Source organism: Flavobacterium sp. UBA4197 (genome assembly GCF_002379575.1).
Lineage (GTDB): Bacteria > Bacteroidota > Bacteroidia > Flavobacteriales > Flavobacteriaceae > Flavobacterium > Flavobacterium inviolabile.
This window is the reverse complement of sequence record NZ_DFUB01000001.1, coordinates 140,917-158,373: the sequence shown is the minus strand read 5'-3', so window position 1 is coordinate 158,373 and position 17,457 is coordinate 140,917. Positions and strand designations below refer to the sequence as shown.

General features: G+C 38.6%; 17 protein-coding genes. 8 read left to right on the top strand and 9 right to left on the bottom strand.

The window, feature by feature from the left end:
• The first annotated feature begins 17 nt into the window (after positions 1-17).
• A complete protein-coding gene (locus tag B3394_RS00730) occupies positions 18-872 on the top strand; it encodes a KPN_02809 family neutral zinc metallopeptidase (RefSeq protein WP_286911925.1) in 855 nt (284 codons plus the stop codon).
• Positions 873-901: 29 nt separating this feature from the next.
• Positions 902-1,147, top strand: a complete 246-nt coding sequence (locus B3394_RS00725) for a hypothetical protein (protein WP_286911923.1) — start codon at positions 902-904, stop codon at positions 1,145-1,147.
• A gap of 38 nt (positions 1,148-1,185) precedes the next feature.
• On the opposite strand, the gene B3394_RS00720 is transcribed toward B3394_RS00725, so the two are convergent.
• The 3 genes from B3394_RS00720 to B3394_RS00710 form a co-directional block, all read right to left on the bottom strand.
• Positions 1,186-2,721 carry a YifB family Mg chelatase-like AAA ATPase gene (locus B3394_RS00720; protein WP_286911921.1) on the bottom strand — a complete coding sequence of 512 codons (1,536 nt, stop codon included), beginning with the start codon at positions 2,719-2,721 and terminating at the stop codon, positions 1,186-1,188.
• A 167-nt stretch (positions 2,722-2,888) separates the two neighbouring features.
• On the bottom strand, positions 2,889-3,752 hold the full coding sequence (locus B3394_RS00715; protein ID WP_286911919.1) for a hypothetical protein: 864 nt from the start codon (positions 3,750-3,752) through the stop codon (positions 2,889-2,891).
• A gap of 63 nt (positions 3,753-3,815) precedes the next feature.
• A complete protein-coding gene (locus B3394_RS00710) occupies positions 3,816-4,466 on the bottom strand; it encodes a DUF6624 domain-containing protein (RefSeq protein ID WP_286911916.1) in 651 nt (216 codons plus the stop codon).
• 160 nt (positions 4,467-4,626) lie between these two features.
• Here B3394_RS00710 and B3394_RS00705 point away from each other — a divergent pair, with 160 nt between their 5' ends.
• A complete protein-coding gene (locus B3394_RS00705; RefSeq protein WP_177734713.1) occupies positions 4,627-5,004 on the top strand; it encodes a PH domain-containing protein in 378 nt (125 codons plus the stop codon).
• 342 nt (positions 5,005-5,346) lie between these two features.
• Entirely contained in the window at positions 5,347-6,180 is an 834-nt protein-coding gene (locus B3394_RS00700) for a DNA-formamidopyrimidine glycosylase family protein (RefSeq protein WP_286911910.1), read from the top strand.
• A 115-nt stretch (positions 6,181-6,295) separates the two neighbouring features.
• On the opposite strand, the gene B3394_RS00695 is transcribed toward B3394_RS00700, so the two are convergent.
• The 5 genes from B3394_RS00695 to B3394_RS00675 all read right to left on the bottom strand — a co-directional run bounded on the left by B3394_RS00695 (position 6,296) and on the right by B3394_RS00675 (position 12,475).
• Entirely contained in the window at positions 6,296-8,302 is a 2,007-nt protein-coding gene (locus tag B3394_RS00695) for a protein-disulfide reductase DsbD family protein (protein WP_286911908.1), read from the bottom strand.
• Positions 8,303-8,358: 56 nt separating this feature from the next.
• Complete coding sequence (gene tilS / locus B3394_RS00690) at positions 8,359-9,672, bottom strand: tRNA lysidine(34) synthetase TilS (RefSeq protein WP_286911906.1); 1,314 nt, start codon at positions 9,670-9,672, stop codon at positions 8,359-8,361.
• Between the two features lie 88 nt (positions 9,673-9,760).
• Positions 9,761-11,059 carry an anthranilate synthase component I family protein gene (locus tag B3394_RS00685; RefSeq protein ID WP_286911903.1) on the bottom strand — a complete coding sequence of 433 codons (1,299 nt, stop codon included), beginning with the start codon at positions 11,057-11,059 and terminating at the stop codon, positions 9,761-9,763.
• Positions 11,060-11,244: 185 nt separating this feature from the next.
• The gene (locus B3394_RS00680) at positions 11,245-11,469 is read right to left on the bottom strand and encodes a hypothetical protein (RefSeq protein ID WP_177734718.1); all 225 of its coding nucleotides are present in this window, start codon (positions 11,467-11,469) and stop codon (positions 11,245-11,247) included.
• Positions 11,470-11,644: 175 nt separating this feature from the next.
• Positions 11,645-12,475, bottom strand: coding sequence for a universal stress protein (locus tag B3394_RS00675; protein WP_273246284.1), 831 nt, complete (start codon positions 12,473-12,475; stop codon positions 11,645-11,647).
• Between the two features lie 177 nt (positions 12,476-12,652).
• Here B3394_RS00675 and mnmE point away from each other — a divergent pair, with 177 nt between their 5' ends.
• The 4 genes from mnmE to B3394_RS00655 all read left to right on the top strand — a co-directional run bounded on the left by mnmE (position 12,653) and on the right by B3394_RS00655 (position 16,273).
• Positions 12,653-14,044, top strand: a complete 1,392-nt coding sequence (mnmE, locus tag B3394_RS00670; RefSeq protein WP_286911899.1) for a tRNA uridine-5-carboxymethylaminomethyl(34) synthesis GTPase MnmE — start codon at positions 12,653-12,655, stop codon at positions 14,042-14,044.
• Between the two features lie 345 nt (positions 14,045-14,389).
• Positions 14,390-14,722 (top strand): DUF262 domain-containing protein, encoded by a 333-nt coding sequence (locus B3394_RS00665; protein WP_286911894.1) that lies wholly within the window; start codon positions 14,390-14,392, stop codon positions 14,720-14,722.
• Positions 14,722-15,516, top strand: coding sequence for a hypothetical protein (locus tag B3394_RS00660; RefSeq protein ID WP_286911892.1), 795 nt, complete (start codon positions 14,722-14,724; stop codon positions 15,514-15,516). Before B3394_RS00665 ends, B3394_RS00660 begins: the two co-directional genes overlap by 1 nt.
• Positions 15,506-16,273, top strand: a complete 768-nt coding sequence (locus B3394_RS00655; RefSeq protein ID WP_286911890.1) for an MAE_28990/MAE_18760 family HEPN-like nuclease — start codon at positions 15,506-15,508, stop codon at positions 16,271-16,273. Before B3394_RS00660 ends, B3394_RS00655 begins: the two co-directional genes overlap by 11 nt.
• A gap of 2 nt (positions 16,274-16,275) precedes the next feature.
• On the opposite strand, the gene B3394_RS00650 is transcribed toward B3394_RS00655, so the two are convergent.
• Positions 16,276-17,406: a hypothetical protein gene (locus B3394_RS00650; protein WP_286911888.1), complete on the bottom strand. Its 1,131-nt coding sequence runs from the start codon at positions 17,404-17,406 to the stop codon at positions 16,276-16,278.
• Between the last annotated feature and the right edge of the window lie 51 nt (positions 17,407-17,457).

The window sequence follows — 17,457 nt, the reverse complement described above, 5'->3', positions numbered from 1 at the left end:
CTCTAAAATCTAAACATATGAAATGGAAAGGTCAAAGTAAGAGCGATAATGTAGAAGACCGTCGCGGGATGTCTACAGGTGGTAAAGTAGTTGCCGGAGGCGGAATTATTGGTATTATCGTTTTGCTTCTCAATATGTTTGGAGGCGAAAACGCTCAGCAATTAGCTCCTATTTTAGAACAATTACAACAAGGACAGTCCACAGAACAGGTGCAACAGCGGGAATTAACACCCGAAGAAATCGAAATGGGTGACTTTGCAGCGACAATGTTAGGAAATAATGACAGTATCTGGAATAAGGTTTTTAAAGAGAATAAAATGATTTATGAAAAGCCCGGAATGGTTTTGTTTACTGATAATGTTACAACAGCCTGTGGAAGTGCTACTGCTGCTTCCGGTCCTTTTTATTGTCCGGCCGACCGAAAAGTATATATGGACCTGGCTTTTTTTGAAGAATTGCGTACCCGTTTCGGTGCTCAGGGTGGTGATTTTGCCATTGCTTATGTTATCGCACACGAAGTCGGACACCATGTTCAGACCTTATTGGGCACATCCGGTAAGGTTCATAAACTGCAACAGGGCTTAAGTCAGACTGCTGCTAATAAATTATCGGTTTCCTTAGAGCTACAGGCTGATTTTTATGCCGGATTATGGGCACATTACAATCAGAAATATCTGGAAGCCGGCGATATTGAAGAAGCTTTGAGTGCTGCTCAGGCCGTAGGTGATGATGCTATCCAGAAAAAAATGCAGGGACACGTAACCCCGGATTCCTTTACACACGGAACATCAGCCCAACGAATCGAATGGTTTAAAAGAGGTTATGAAACCGGAGATATCCGTAAAGGCGATACCTTTGCCGAATTGAATTAAAATATAAAATTAACTTTATTCCAGTTCAAATGATAAAGAGTATTTTAAAATTAGATAATATTGTTGTTTTAACAAAAGAACAACAACGAAAAGTAGTTGGAAGTCTTCAAACATGGTGCAAACGAAGAAGTTTAAATATCGAAGATAACAGACCAGGTGCTCCAGCACCTGAAGCAGGATTTGAAAACGAATATGGTTGTTGGGTATATTCCGGAATGTCATGGAATTCACATCCAAATTGTCCACCAGGCAGCTCCTGCTATCTTTATGGGTAAACACAATAAAAAAACGTCCGGTAATACCGGACGTTTTTTTATCCCAGCCATCCTTCCCGGTCCAGGCTTCGGTATTGAATCGCCTCGGAAATATGAACAGATGTAAGCTGTTCCGAAGCCGCTAAGTCGGCAATGGTCCGGGCAACTTTTAAAATCCTGTCATAGGCACGTGCCGACAGGTTTAGACGTTCCATTGCTGTTTTTAAAAGGCTTAATGAGCTATCGTCTAAAACACAGTATTCGCGGATCTGCCGGGTCGTCATCTGTGCATTATAATGGATACTTTCCGAATCCCGGAATCTTTCCGACTGGATTTTTCTGGCTGCTGTAACCCGTTTCCGGATGCTGGTACTGCTTTCGGCATTGGTCGAATCGGCAAGCTTTTCAAAAGGAACCGGAGCAACTTCCACATGTATATCGATCCGGTCCAGTAACGGTCCGGATATTTTGCTTAAATAGCGCTGTATTTCGGCTGCCGAAGTTGTTACCGGTGCATCCGGATCGTTGAAATAGCCTCCGGGACTGGGATTCATACTGGCTACCAGCATAAAGGATGACGGATAGGTAATTGTAAATTTTGCTCTTGAAATCGTGACTTCCCTATCTTCCAGCGGCTGCCGCATGACTTCCAGTACTTCCCGTTTAAATTCGGGTAATTCGTCTAAAAACAATACCCCGTTATGAGCCAGTGAAATTTCACCAGGCTGCGGATAACTCCCGCCACCTACTAACGAAACGGCAGAAGAAGAGTGATGCGGACTTCGGAAAGGTCTCAGGCTGATTAATCCGGCTTCTTTTATCTTACCTGCCACACTGTGGATTTTAGTCGTTTCTAGGGCTTCCTTCATTGTCATTGGCGGCAATATGCCGGGCAGTCGTTTGGCGAGCATCGTCTTACCGGAACCGGGCGGTCCGATCAGTATAATATTGTGCCCGCCGGCAGCCGCAATTTCCATGCTTCTTTTAATGCTTTCCTGCCCCCGCACTTCTGCAAAATCAAATTCGGGATAATCCAGCGGTTTATAAAATTCGTCTTCTATATTGATCGTTTCCGGGAGTATAGTGCTTTTACCTTCAAAGAAATCCAGTACTTCCATCACATTTTCCACACCGTAAATATCGATTCCGCTCACCACAGCCGCTTCTTTTACATTCTGCTTTGAGAGAAAGAATCCTTTAAAACCCTCTTCCTTTGCTTTGATTGCAATGGATAAAGCGCCCCGGATGGGCTGTAAGCTTCCGTCTAGGGAGAGTTCTCCCATAATCATATACTGATCGATACTATCCGGTTTTATCTGACCGGAAGCTGCTAAGATACCGATCGCTATCGGCAGATCGTAAGCTGAGCCTTCCTTGCGCAAATCGGCCGGCGCCATATTGATGGTGATTTTCTTTCCGGGAAGTTGGTAGCCGTTGTTTTTTAAAGCAGCGGCAATCCGGTAACTGCTTTCTTTTATGGCATTGTCCGGCAGTCCTACCAGGTGGTAACCAATGCCTTTGTCGATATTGACTTCAATAATAATGGTCGTGGCGTCTACGCCAAAAACGGCGCTTCCAAAAACTTTTACTAACATGGCTTATACGTATTTATCAACTAAATATAAGCCTTTTCAAAAAAACTTAAAAATAAATCTGATTTTCAAAAATCTCTAATTGTTTCTTCTTTTGGGTATTTTACCGTTCTTAATCCTGATAATTATACTGTCATTATATAATTTTTAAATCTATTATTTTAAGTATTTTACCTAATAAGCTTTGGTTTTCCCCATTCTGTAATTGCGTCTTTTACAAACTGATCTCTAATCTTTTCACTTCCAATACAAGAAGTATCATCTAATAAATCATCAAATTTGAAAATCCTTATTTCATTAAAATTATATATCCCATTAACTAAGCTTTTCGAAGGATAATCAATTTTTACAAAGATGTATTTATCGTTTGAATATAGAATATCAAATGAACTATTCGGCTCTATTTTTTCAACTTTACAGATTAAATTTTCAATATTTCTAAGCTTATTAGGAAGAAAAAAGACTTCATGAAATCTTACAATTAAAAAAATGAACACAACAACGCAAGCAAATTGAAATATCACCTTAACAATTTCATAAAACATTTCAGAAATTGGACTAGAAATTGAGCTTCTAAATTCATTCAAAGCTTTTTTATGCGAACTATAAGCAGTTAAACAAATTAAAATATTTACGGGAAAGAATATAACCAGAATAATAAAGTCATCTATATTATCTATGACATATTTATTGAAGAAAAAAAATCCTATACAGCAAGCTATAAAAAGCAAAACAAAAAGAATACCATATATTTTATTTTCTTCCCCCTTCTTTTCTTCATTTTCAGAATTATCTTTTATTTGATATCTTTTGATCATAAATACCAATACTAAAGAAGGTATACTAAAAATTAAAATGAAAAGTAATATCAACAATCCATCAGGTATTATTTGGGTTACTGAAAAAAATCTTATGAATGAAAACGATATACTTGATAATTCAACTATTTGCCATAACCCACCAAGCAATGCAGGGATTATTACAATTAAACTAAGGTATTTATTGATATTGTCAAGATAATTTTTGAATTCCATATTCATAGGTATTTATAAATTAAATATCAGCTTTTTTAGCAAATCTATTCCGGTTATTATGCTTTACGGCTTCCGGTATTTTGCTTCTATAGCGGGTAAGTCTTTTTTATATTGTTCCGGATCCCATTTCATATTCCAGTGGGCAATATAATCGGCCAACGGCGGAAGTCCTACTTTCGCTCTTCTCCGGTCTACTTTATCCGGATTTTCAAGCGGCAGCATATAGTATTCATTTGTTTTCATATCCCAGCCCACCTGTGAGCCGTAAATCTGTTTTCGTCCCTGCCGCAAGGCCACGCGGTCTTCCAGCAGTGCCAGGCTGCTTCCTTTTGCTTTTTTCTTTTTTACTGCCTTTCGCATCAGCGGTAAGTATTTTTCCTGAGCTTCCAGGTCGGCATGCTGAATCACGAGAAACAAGGTACTGTTCCCCTCTTCTCCTACCTCATCGGCACCCAGCCAGCCGTAGGTATCCAAAATACGGCTTACTTTGATCAGGTTTATGGAATCGCTTTTGCGCATATTGGTCAACAATGCTTTCATCTCGGCAGAATTTCCGCCATATTTATCCTGAACAAATTCCATTTGTCCCCTTTCCAGCTGATCGCTATCCCTGATACCCGCGAGTTCCTTTATCAGCGCTTCATTGCGGGCGTTTTGTCCCGAAACTGTCATCGCAGTAAGCAGGAAAACTAAAGGCAAAAATATTTTTCTCATTTTATTCGTATTCAAGAGGATACCGCTTCTTATCACAAACATAATCATTCTCCCGGAAAAAAGCGGTATCGCGAAAAACCGATAAAACATTTCTTATAAAAGAAGGCCAAACATCAAATCTAATTTCTACATTTGGCGAGTTTTTATTCATACAGCAATTATGGGATTATTTAACGCCATTATGGGCAACGCTTCGGAAGTAAGCACAGAGAAAATAGCAAAAGAGTTCGACCCGATCTTAATTCAGGGGGAACATATCGAAAAGGCTTTTAAAGTGATCAGAGATATGTTTGTATTCACGAACAAACGTCTTATCCTGGTTGACAAACAAGGTTTAACAGGATCAAAAGTAGATTATCAGTCTATCCCGTATACCAGCATTAAAAAGTTTTCTAAAGAAAGTGCCGGATTAATGGATCTGGATGCCGATTTAAAAATCTGGATTACCGGTGAAGCGGCTCCGATTAAAAAGCAATTCGGTAAAGACAACAATATCAATGAAGTTTACCAAATATTAAGTCAGCATATCTTAAAATAAATTTTAGGCAATAGCTATCACATTTTGAAACGGGCAAAACAGTTGTAAATTAAGCTTTTACAACTGTTTTGCCCGTTTTTTTTCGATATTGCGTTTATAAACTTTAACACTCCTCAAAAAACCTATACTTTCGAAAGGTTTTTTGTTTGCTGATTTTGCAACTACATACATTTTTAACCATCAGGATGCCGGACTAAATTATACCCTTTATTTAACAACGGAAAGTACAATTCTTATTAATTTTGTATAGCAAAATACTATCCCCTTCTTTTCAATCCCCCCTTGAATATGTTTTTTTGAATACAAAAACAATACCGGCAGAAAAATTAAAACATAAAGATCATGAACGAGTTACCCGAAAATCAAACCGTAAGCCGTCAGATTAATGAGGCTGTTCAAGGACGTATTATCACCAAAGTGTGCAATGCTACCAAACTTCATAAAAATACATTCTGGTTTGGTGATCCGCTGACCTACGAAAAACTACTAACCGGAAAACGAATAGTATCTTCCGAAAGTTTCGGCATGTATGTTGATATTCTTATGGAAGAAGGAACAAAAATCAGTTTTGGAGACGGAACGAATCTAAGGCATGGGGTTATAACCCAAAAAATGCCGGCAAATTATCAATTACTGCTTACTCTTGACAATAATACCTATCTTGTATTTACTGTCGGAATGTTTGGCGCAATAGCAGCCTATAACGGAATTTATGATGACCCATACTACCAAAAAAGCGCAAACAGCATCTCTCCGTTGAGTGACGATTTTAATAACGCTTATTTTGATAGTCTTTTTACCCAAAATAAACCTGCATTACCCGTTAAACTGTTTTTGGCAGCAGAACAGCGCATACCCGGTTTAGGAAACGGGGTTTTACAGGATATACTATTCAATGCGGGTATTCATCCCAAACGACAGTTAAACACATTGACCGATACCGAGAAATCGGTACTGTTCCAATCTATAAAAAGAACCTTAAAAACGATGACCTCACTAGGCGGCAGAGATACCGAAACCGATCTTTTTGGAAACAAGGGAGGATACAAAACCATACTTTCCCGCAAAACAAGTGGTGATCTATGCCCACAATGTGGCAGCCGGATTGTAAAAGAAGCTTTTATGGGCGGAGGTGCCGTATATTATTGTCCTGATTGTCAAAAAATACAACCGTAGTGATACCAATATTCACCTTTGTCCGTGAGTACATAAATACGTTACCCTATATTTTTAAACTTATTTTAGGACGGGACATTTAAATAAAAAAAGCCACTCAATTGAGTGGCTTTTTTTATTTGTATTTGGCTATAGCAGTATCCAGCCATAGTTTATATTCTTCTGCATCCGGAGTATAGCCCACCGGTTCTGACAGTCTGTTTTCCTGATTGTCTAAAATAATATAATACGGTTGCGCATTGGCTTTATAATGGGTAATCTGGAAGTCACTCCATTTGTTTCCTACCGTTACGATTTCTTTTCCGGTTTCTTTGGAAACATATTGTTCGTTTTTAGGTAATTCACGCTTGTCATCTACATATAGCGAAATTAAAACCACTTTCTCTTTCAGTACAGCAAGTATTTCCGGTTTGGACCATACGAAGTCTTCCATCTTTCTGCAATTCACACAGGCAAACCCGGTGAAGTCCAGTAATACCGGTTTGTTTACCGATTTGGCATACGCCATTCCTTTTTCATAATCGGTGAATGCCATAATATCATGTGCCCCTAATTTAGCGCCATCCGGCAGTTTTTCACTTGCTGTGCTGCTTCCGCCTTTGGCATTACCAACACCATACGGGCTTTCACTATAGGTCATTGGCGGCGGGAATCCTGAAATCAGTTTTAAAGGCGCTCCCCAAAGTCCCGGAATCAGATAGACCGTAAACATTAATACCAAAAGTCCCATATACAATCTTCCTACGGAAATGTGCGATAACGGACTGTCATGCGGTAAGGTGATTTTCCCGAATAAGTATAGGGCAAGAACTCCGAAAATGGCAATCCAGATCGCTAAGAATACTTCTCTTTCCAGCAAATGCAATTGCAATACCAAATCGGCATTGGAAAGGAATTTAAACGCTAATGCCAATTCTAAAAATCCTAACACAACTTTTACGGTGTTTAACCAGCCGCCCGATTTTGGCAGGGAGTTTAACCAGCCCGGGAACATTGCAAATAGCATAAACGGTAATGCCAGTGCCAATGAGAATCCTAACATTCCTACAATTGGCGCGATACCACCTTTAGAAGCTGCTTCAACCAATAACGTTCCTACGATAGGTCCGGTACAGGAGAATGAAACAATTGCCAGTGCCAGTGCCATGAACAAGATTCCGATTATACCGCCTCTGTCTGCCTGGCGGTCTACTTTATTTGCCCATGAATTGGGTAACATGATTTCGAATGCTCCTAAAAATGAAGAGGCAAATACCACTAAAAGGATAAAGAATATAATGTTGAACCAAACGTTTGTAGACAGTGCATTTAGGGCATCTGCTCCAAATATTGCGGTTACTAATGAGCCTAATAATACATAAATCAAGATAATCGAGATACCGTAGATCACGGCATTTTTGATTCCCTGCGCTTTAGTTTTACTTTGTTTGGTAAAGAAGCTTACGGTCATGGGAATCATCGGGAATACACAAGGCGTTAGTAACGCTGCGAATCCGGAGAAAAAGGCAATGATAAAAATGGTAAACAGTCCTTTTTGTTCTTCTTTTTTACCGATTGGTTTTGCTGTATCAACTGCTGCTACGGTTTCTTTTACTGCTGCCGTATCCACTGTTGCTGCCGTTTGGAGTGTGTCTGATACGGAACCTGCTGTTGCTTCGGAAGCCGCAATCTTTAAAGCCGGAAGTACAAATTCGAAGGTTTTATCCTGCTGAATACAGGCTTCTTTACAAACCTGGTATGAAATTGCTGCTTTAACCGATTTTAAGTTCGGATTGGTTACTTTTATCGTTTGTGTAAAACGGGCTTTATTGGCAAAGTAATATTCGTCTACTTCAAAAACATCATTAAAGACTTTTTTATATTCGCTTTCTTTTGTTTTTCCTACTATTTCGTAGTTTCCTTTACTGTCTTTATAGGTAAAAACGGTTGGCAATGCCCCTCCATCCGGAGTGAACTGTGAATACATATGCCATTCGTTATCGATAGCGGCTTCAAATACCAGGACAACTTCATTATCGGATTTTTTCTCTACGGAAGTTTTCCATTTAACGGGGTCTAAAATCTGTGCCTGCGTACTTAAAAAAGTAAAAAAAAGAAGTAGTAAGGAGGTTAACTTTTTCATGTAATTTTTATTTGCTTTCGAATTACAGACAATCGCCTTCTTTCTTTTTTGGGCAATTACCATAAGCGTAATTCAATTTTTATAATGGTTTTGGTTATTGGTTCTACTTTAAATCTGCGGTCTGAACGTTTTCCGACAACCCATACAATCTGATTGTCTGAACATAAAAGCCAGCATTTTTCTTTATCTATTAACGAAAATTTTTCGTCTTTAAAGTATTTACTCAGTTTTTTCCGGCCATTCATTCCAGAAGGGTAAAAATAATCACCTTCTTCCCATTTACGCAAAACTAAGGGTAATTTTAACTTATCTTTATCAACAAAGATAACCCTGCTGTCTTCGTTATCTGTAACATTTGTTACGGACGCCATGATGATACTAAAATCATCGGGTTTTATTTCCTGATTTTCCGCAATTTCATAGGTGCGGTTTTCTGTTTTTTTCTGTTTTTCCAGGATTAAAAATTCACGGTCTTTCAGCAGGCGGTAACCGGCAGAAAACACCTGTTTGCCGGATTGTGCTTCCACTAAATCGTAAATATCATTCCAGGCGGTAAATCCGAATGGTTTTAGCCACTGATACAGATACGCATTATAGTCTGATAACAGTTTTAATTTTTCTATCGAAATGAGCTTTTGTTCTTCTTTTTCGGTTACGATCAGTTTGTACATCTGCGCAGCGGCATCTTTCATCAGGGTTTCTGCCTGCTGCAAATGCTGTAATGTTTCCTGAAAGCTGTTCAGGAAATTCGGGTTGAGTTCTTTCAGTACCGGAACAAGCTGATGACGCAGGCGGTTTCGCTGGTATTTGTCGGATGCATTACTGCTGTCTTCTCTCCACGAAATCTGATGTTCCCGGGCATGTTCTTCAATTTCTTTCCGGCTGAACGCCAATAAAGGTCTTATGATTTTATCGTTTTGTTTCGGAATTCCGGTTAGTCCTTCCAATCCGGTTCCGCGGGTCAGGTTGATCAAAAACGTTTCGATGGCATCATCTGCATGGTGCGCTGTGAGCAGGTAATCATAGCCTTCGTTTTCCAATAGCGTATGAAACCAGTCATAACGCAACTGGCGCGCGGCCAGCTGAATCGATAATTTATGCTGCTCTGCATATCCTGCCGTATCAAAACGCGTCGTAAAAAGCGGTATATCCAGCGCCTGGCATGTTTCCATGACAAAAGCTTCATCCCCGTCACTTTCCGCTCCTCTCAGTCCGAAATTGCAATGAGCCACGGCAAGCTGGTAATTAAGCTTATGAAATAACCGGATCATAACGATGCTGTCTACTCCTCCACTTACCGCAAGCAGCAGTTTCTTTTCCTGCAGAAAAGGAAAATCGGTTGTAATGATTTTTTGGAGTTTTGGCAGCATTATATTTTAAAATGTCAGGTTTTGAATGATAACAATGAATACAAATTTACAAAAAGATATCGGGGTTTGTTTGGCTCCTTTACAGGACTCATTCCCTGTTTCCTTCCAGTACTTCCCGCATGGCTCTGGCTTTCAGCAGGCATTCTTCATATTCGTCTTCGGGTAAAGCCGCTGCTGTAATGGCACTGCCCACAGAAAACGAAACATATTGTTCCGCGGCATGGTATAGAATACTCCGGATGACCACATTGAAATCGAAGTCGCCTTCGGGTGTAAAATAGCCTACAGCACCGCTATACAGTCCTCTTTTGGTTTCTTCGAGTGCTTCGATTATTTCCATAGCCGATATTTTTGGTGCTCCGGTCATACTGCCCATCGGGAAGGTGGTTCTTATTATTTCGACCGGTGAAATTGCCGTACTGACTTCCGAAACAACGGTAGAGATCATCTGGTGCACCTGTTTAAAGCTGTAAATTCCACAGAGTTCTTCAACTTTTACACTGCCTTTTTCGGCCGTATGGGATAAATCGTTCCGTACCAGATCGACAATCATGATGTTTTCTGAACGTTCTTTCGGATGCTGTGCCAGTATTATTTTAGCTTCGGTGTCCTGCTGTATATCAGTATGGCGCTTAGCCGTTCCTTTTATCGGTTGGGAAATTACTTTGGTTCCTTCTTTCCGCAGGTACCTTTCCGGTGAAGCCGACAAGAGATAATGGCTGTTATTTTTAAAAAAGACAGCAAATGGCGGCTGGGAAATGGCATTTAGCTTGCGGTACACTTCAAACGGTTCTATTGTTGCGTTTTCAGCAAAAAATTCCATACAGAAGTTGGCTTCATAAATATCCCCTCTTTGGATATGGTGCAGCATTGTACTAACCTTATCTACATATTCCGCTTTGCTGATACGCTGCTGAATACGGTTGTTTTGAGGAATTACCTCCTGATATTCCGTAACGGACTGTATGTCATCCCAATCGGAATCGATTTCATCATCACACATGTTCAGATAGCGGATTTCCAGTTCGTTTCCTTTTAACAAGAACAGTTTTTTAGGCTGAAAGAAAAACAAATCGGGAAAATGTAAGCCGTCATGATTGTTCGAATGCAGTTGTTCCGTATCGTTTTTCAGATCGTAAGCCAGATAGCCAAACAGCCAGTCTTTTGCCTGCGACTGGTATTGTCTTAAATCTTCAAAAGCATTCTGATAGTCGGTTTTGATGGACGTAAACGCATCTGCAGCCAGAACAGCATCATAACTACCGTATTGCTGCGGGTAATCGTTACTGTCTAAAAATATAATTTCCCGGAATTGTCGCGCCCAAAGTAATAACTGTCTTTTAAAGGCTTCCGGATTAGGGATCTGTTTTGCAATTGCTGTTCTCAAAAGTCGGTATTAAGATTCCAAAAGTACAAAAAACCTGACTGCCGTTCAACATCGTTTTTACCTGCTAGGCTTTATAGCATATCCTGAATTATCGCTGTGCTAAAATAATAAAGCCGTAAATAAATACGGCTTTGCTGATTATATTGTCATTTTTACTTTGTCGTTATGCTACATACGCATGATGTTTAAAAGAACAGGTTGGACCATCCCTCCCATCCGGACATGATTTCTTTTAAATGCTGATGGCAGTTGATCTTGGCATCACTGATGTTTTCTTCAGCAATGGTAATAATACATTTCTCCGCCTGTGTCATATAATCCGTTACCAGCATGTAAAAATCACTCACTGAGGTCGCGTCACTATTCTCAATAATTTTGTGAAGCTCGTTTTTTATTTCTATCGTTCCCATAACTGCTATACTTATTTGATTTGTAATATACGATAACTTCGGATAATAATCACTATTTCTACTGTTATCGTATATTTCCATTCCTATTTCCTACTCCCTGATCACTTTTTTGTAAAGCGTTTTGTGATTTTTACTTTTCCAATTACCAAACAATACGGCTATACTGTTTGTAATTTTATTCGTGCAATACTAAAATCGGTGTTTTGGAATGATACGATAATTTCTGAGTCAGACTTTGTCTGAACAACTCTTCAAAAAAAGAACGTTTATAGGTTACCATCGACAGGATATCAATATGCTGATTATCCAGAAAGTCAAAAATGGTTTGTTTGACATCGTCATCCGGAACGACGAAAAATTCAACCGGCTGCTTTTCAAATTCCTGTCGCCATTGTTCTATTAGTTCTTCCGTGCCTTCGAAATTTTTAGTTTTTACTGCCAGACATTTAATTTTCGCATTAAACATTTTGGCAAACTTAATCACCTCGTACAATCCTTCTTTATCCTGTTCTCTAAAACGTGTTGTAAACGCAATATTCCTGATAATATCAAATTTTGCATCATTGGGTACGCTTAGAATATTTTTGCTGACGTTCGTAATGGCACTTCCGGTATTGGATCCAAAAAAGGTTTCCTGCCAGCCGGTTGCTCCGGTTGTTCCCATCACCACCATGTCGATTTCTTCTTCTTTTACAACTTCTTTTATTACATGAATCAAATCGCCCTGTTTTAACAGATGCTGCATTTTGATATAGCCCAAATCGTTATCCTCCGCTATTTTTCTAAGGGAAGGTATCTGATCTTTAAAATTTTCAAATTTATCGAGCTCAATGGTTTCAAATACTTCTACAATAGCGGTGGCATGTCCTTCATAGGAAATGGGCGGTAAATCATATACATGCAAAACCAGTACTTCAGCCTGAAGTTTATTCGCGAATTTTAAGGCGTAAATAAATGCATTGTTAGCTGTTTCTGAAAAATCTGTAGGGAAAAGGATCTTTTTCATGGTTAATAGTTTTGAATTTATTTTCTATAAAGTTAGTAAAAGAATTACAAAAAACACCGGGCAAAAACCAGTTTCACAATTATTTAACCCTACAAAATAATGCTGTTGCTGCCGGTTTTGATTTCAACAGTATTTCTTTTGTACCTTTGCTGTCTTATTTCGTTTTTGAGCATACTTATGATTCCACAAGATACTATTGTTGCCCTGGCAACTCCTTCGGGAGCAGGTGCCATTGCCATTATTCGAATTTCAGGAAAAGAGGCGATCAGCATTGCAGCGTCTGTTTTTCAATCGGTTTCCGGAAAGGATATTACCCGGCAGCGTACGCATACCTTGCATTTGGGGCATATTGTTGACGGTGAAAAGGTATTGGACCAGGTATTGCTGTCTCTTTTTAAGGGTACCAATTCGTATACCGGCGAAAACACGGTGGAAGTTTCCTGTCACGGTTCTACGTATATACAGCAGCAGATCATCCAGTTATTGCTCCGCAAAGGCTGCCGTATGGCAAATGCCGGTGAGTTTACACTGCGTGCTTTTTTAAACGGTAAGCTGGATTTGTCGCAGGCAGAGGCTGTGGCCGATTTAATTGCTTCCGACAACGAGGCTTCCCATCAGATTGCGATGCAGCAAATGCGCGGCGGTTTTAGCAACGAGATAGCCAAATTGCGTGAGGAGCTGCTGAATTTTGCTTCCCTGATTGAACTGGAACTGGATTTTGCAGAGGAAGATGTGGAGTTTGCCGACAGAACACAGTTTCACGAGTTACTGAATCGTATCGAGTTTGTTTTAAAACGCCTGATCGATTCGTTTGCCGTGGGGAATGTGATTAAAAACGGTATTCCGGTAGCGATTGTCGGTGAACCGAATGTGGGGAAATCGACGTTACTGAATGCGCTTTTAAACGAGGAGCGTGCAATTGTATCGGACATTGCCGGAACAACACGTGATACCATCGAAGATGAGTTGGTGATTAACGGAATCGGTTTCCGTTTTATTGATACAGCCGGTATCCGTGAAACGGTCGATTATGTAGAAAGTATCGGTATCAAAAAGACTTTTGAAAAGATGGAACAAGCCCAGGTAGTGGTGTACCTGGTAGACAGTTCGGCGATCCTTGGCGAAAATCTGAATTCCGTTCAGGTTGAAATCGAAAAAATCCGCAACCAGTTTCCGTTAAAACCATTGGTAATCATTGGTAATAAAGCCGATAAACTAACCGCGGCACAAACCGCTCAGATACAGTCGGAAATTCCGGATATTTTACTAATCAGCGCCAAAGAAAATATTAGCGTTGAGGAATTAAAAGACAAGCTTTTATCGTTTGTAAATACCGGTGCTTTGCGCAATAATGAAACCATCGTAACGAATACCCGTCATTATGATTCCCTTTTAAAAGCCCTGGAAGAGATCCAAAAGGTACAATGGGGTTTACAGTCCAATCTGTCCAGCGACCTGATGGCAATCGATATCCGGCAGGCTTTATATTATTTTGGAGAAATCACCGGACAGGTAACGAATGATGAGTTATTGGGGAATATTTTTGCGAATTTTTGTATTGGAAAGTAAAAAGGTATGAAAAACACATAAAATCACAAACAAAACCAGTTAAAACACTTATAAAACAGCAGTTTAGCTGGTTTTTCATTTTATCGATAGTTTGCGATGTTTTGTGATTTTTGTATCAATTTTGTACCCCATTTTTAATTACCTTTGAAATCCATACATTAAGATTATCATAACATATAAAGTCAAAAGTTAAAATAGCATAATTGCAAAAGCTTTACATTTTAAATCTCGATATAAAATAAATGATATTATAATTGATAATGCATGTATTATTAGTGAAATCATAAGCATTCTTATCAATTAAAATATTGTTAAGATATTAAATATTTAAAATGTAATTTTTATATGGCTAATCCTGAAACTGCAAATATTAACTTACTTTCAGAAATAGAAAGCGTTCGTAGTGAAATAAAAACCGATAATTTTAGCATGGCTGTTAGGGAACTAATTCAAATCTTCAAGGATGGGGATTTGGAACTATTTCCTTCTTATCAAAGGCTTTTTCGTTGGGAAGATTCTCAAAAAAGCAGGTTTATTGAATCTTTGTTAATGGGTATACCAACACCTCCGATTTTTATCGCACAGAAAAAGGGTTCGAAATGGACTATTGTAGACGGACTACAAAGAGTTTCGACTATCCTCCAGTTAATGGGGTTATTTAAGGATAATAAGGGGTAGTGAAACCAACTTTTACTTTTACTGCAACTGAGAAACTACCATCCATTGAGGGCTTGAAGTGGGATCAGTTCCATGAAGATGTCCAAAGAATAATAAAGATGTCAAAACTGGATCTTAAGATTATTCTTGTTGAAGACAATATTACTGCTCAGTATGAGCTCTTCAAGAGACTCAATACAGGTGCCGTAGCATTATCAGCTCAGGAAATAAGAAATTGTCTTATTATCATGCTCAACGAAGAGTACTATAATAAGATCGATATTTTAAAAAACTATCCTCAATTTAAGAATGCTATAAAATTAACCGATGCAAAAAATGAAATCGAATTCCCTATGGAATTGATTTTAAGATATTTTATTTTAAAATTTGATAATATCGATTTCACAAAATACAATATGTCGTCCGATTTGCTTGCAGACTTTATCGATAAAGAAACAGCAAGAATTATTCAAAGTGAATCATTTGTATTAGATACCGAAATTGAAATTTTCAAACGAGTTTTCAATCTATTAGATGAAGTACTTTCTGATGAAGCATTCAGAAAATTTAATGTTGAGAAAGATGTATTTGAGGGTGCATTTCTTCAGACCAGCTTTGAAGGTATTGTTTCAGGAATTGCGCACAATATCGATTATTATGAGAATGATGGTAAAGATAGCTTGAAAGAAAAGATTAAAAACATGTATAAAGATGCGACCTTCATAGAGGCTGCTAAGAGAGGTAACAAAGCACTTCCAAGAATTCAGAACATGATTGCATTTTCAAACACTTACTTTTTACCAGATGCAAATTAAAGATTTTGAAGATTTACTGGTGGAAGATTGGACCTGGCGCAAAAAAGAAGTTTCAGATCTGATTTTGCTTGCCGAAAAGGAAGAAAACACAGTACTTTTAAAATCCATTATTCTATTACTATATGCACATTGGGAAGGCTATATAAAAAAAAGCAGTAAGACGTATCTCAAATATATTTGTGACAATAAGCATAAACTAAATGAATTAACAGATAACTTCAAAGCGGTAGCCTTAAAAGGATTGACAGGTGAAGTTATGAAAAGTGGTAATACGTTAAGCCTTCAAAATGAACTTCATTACATAAAGAAGTTTTCCGACTTGGATAATATTTCGATAGATCACCACATAAAAATTGATTTAGATAATGAAAAGGATAAAAATATCATTAATACGCATGATAATCTAAATCCGGAAATTTTTGGTAATATTTTAAAAATTATTGGGATTGATTACAAAGAACAATATGACGCCAAGGAAATTTTTATAAATACATATCTATTATCAAATAGGAACTCTATAGGACATGGTAGCAAAGAATTGTTTAAAGACGAAAATTTCGAATTTAAGATATCTTCCATGAAAAGGCTGAGAGATGTAATCCTAGTTATTGTAGAAAATTTTAGAGATGAGCTCATAGAATTTGCTCATAACAGTTTATATTTAAAAGTCAATAAGGAAAAGGCTAAACAATCAAAACAAAAATTTGAAACTCAATTAAAAGATGACTTTTCAGAAATTGACAAGGCTTATAATTAGTTTTAACAGTCCTTATTTATGACCATATCTTCAAGGTCACCCTCTTTAATTCTAACTTGAAGAGGATCCTCTACCAATATTGTGGCATGAAGATACTGAATATCAGGGCGTACTAAAATTTTTAGTTCTCCTTCGTCCTTAATATCTTTGGAAATTAGTTTCCATTTTATCTTTAGGTCATACTCTACAGCAAGTGGCTTTACATAGATTTCATCAGAAGTGTAGCTATCATCACCTACTAATATTTTTGTTTTGGGCAAAACTTTGCCCGAACTGCTCTCGTCGGATAAGACAAGGTCGGACCGATAAAAGGATGTTGAAATCGCTGCCAGGCCAGTGTGGTTTTCGTTTGTCTCCGCCATATCCTGAATGCCCTCTTCAATTTCGAAAAATAGCTTGAACTCCTCTATTGGGCTGTCACCCGTATTTTGTATCCTTAATGCAAAATGGAAATAGCTCAGATTCACTTCTGTAGTAGAAGTTACAGGATATACCAAGCCCTGCATCATTTTATTGACCCCCATAATATTATTAAGTGCTGCGGGATATATTGGTTGCGCAGGCACAATCTTTTGCCTATAGTGGATTGTCTCCTTTTTAAATTGCGGAACTACGGTCAGTTCTTTTGTTGAATCATGGAAGGTTACCGAAACGCTCTTGCTGGTCTTAAAGTTTTGGCTTTTCAGGTACCAGTCATGCGTATGGCGATTTTCATCGATCAGGTCCACCATATCTTCCCAAGAGAAGATATGAATCTCAAAGCTTCCTGCATTTTTATTCTCCAAATTCTTATTCCTTATATAGGCCTCTATGCCAGCATCCTTCACCGCAGTGGTTGCAAAGTATAGTTTTTTTAAAGGTGGGTCGAAATTTCTGGCCATTCCTATTTCCCTGTCGATCTCGGCTTCCGTAAACTGCTTGTTGGTGTATTCGTCCTTGCCCTTGCACTGGATACCAAAGTAGCCGTCCTCCCCAAAGGGAATGCCGTAGATATCAACCCCGTTCTGCTCCTGGCCTGCCCTTCCGTTCTTTTTTATCTCGGGGCAGTTCCATATTTCTCCCCACAATTTTTTGCACAGGGTTTCAAAATCTTGCCAGTTGGCGGGACGTCGTAATGATTTGGAAGCTTCCATCTTTTTCTTATAAAAGATTAGTGCTATGGTTCTCGCTAATCTCCCGATAAA

Bases quoted from the DNA above. Each gene is read 5' to 3' on its own strand.
- B3394_RS00675 (WP_273246284.1), bottom strand. From the start codon at position 12,475: ATGAAAAAGATCCTTTTCCCTACAGATTTTTCAGAAACAGCTAACAAT.
- B3394_RS00725 (WP_286911923.1), top strand. From the start codon at position 902: ATGATAAAGAGTATTTTAAAATTAGATAATATTGTTGTTTTAACAAAA.
- B3394_RS00730 (WP_286911925.1), top strand. From the start codon at position 18: ATGAAATGGAAAGGTCAAAGTAAGAGCGATAATGTAGAAGACCGTCGC.
- B3394_RS00700 (WP_286911910.1), top strand. From the start codon at position 5,347: ATGAACGAGTTACCCGAAAATCAAACCGTAAGCCGTCAGATTAATGAG.
- B3394_RS00710 (WP_286911916.1), bottom strand. From the start codon at position 4,466: ATGAGAAAAATATTTTTGCCTTTAGTTTTCCTGCTTACTGCGATGACA.
- B3394_RS00650 (WP_286911888.1), bottom strand. From the start codon at position 17,406: ATGGAAGCTTCCAAATCATTACGACGTCCCGCCAACTGGCAAGATTTT.
- B3394_RS00720 (WP_286911921.1), bottom strand. From the start codon at position 2,721: ATGTTAGTAAAAGTTTTTGGAAGCGCCGTTTTTGGCGTAGACGCCACG.
- B3394_RS00705 (WP_177734713.1), top strand. From the start codon at position 4,627: ATGGGATTATTTAACGCCATTATGGGCAACGCTTCGGAAGTAAGCACA.
- tilS (WP_286911906.1), bottom strand. From the start codon at position 9,672: ATGCTGCCAAAACTCCAAAAAATCATTACAACCGATTTTCCTTTTCTG.
- mnmE (WP_286911899.1), top strand. From the start codon at position 12,653: ATGATTCCACAAGATACTATTGTTGCCCTGGCAACTCCTTCGGGAGCA.
- B3394_RS00695 (WP_286911908.1), bottom strand. From the start codon at position 8,302: ATGAAAAAGTTAACCTCCTTACTACTTCTTTTTTTTACTTTTTTAAGT.
- B3394_RS00655 (WP_286911890.1), top strand. From the start codon at position 15,506: ATGCAAATTAAAGATTTTGAAGATTTACTGGTGGAAGATTGGACCTGG.
- B3394_RS00715 (WP_286911919.1), bottom strand. From the start codon at position 3,752: ATGGAATTCAAAAATTATCTTGACAATATCAATAAATACCTTAGTTTA.
- B3394_RS00665 (WP_286911894.1), top strand. From the start codon at position 14,390: ATGGCTAATCCTGAAACTGCAAATATTAACTTACTTTCAGAAATAGAA.
- B3394_RS00680 (WP_177734718.1), bottom strand. From the start codon at position 11,469: ATGGGAACGATAGAAATAAAAAACGAGCTTCACAAAATTATTGAGAAT.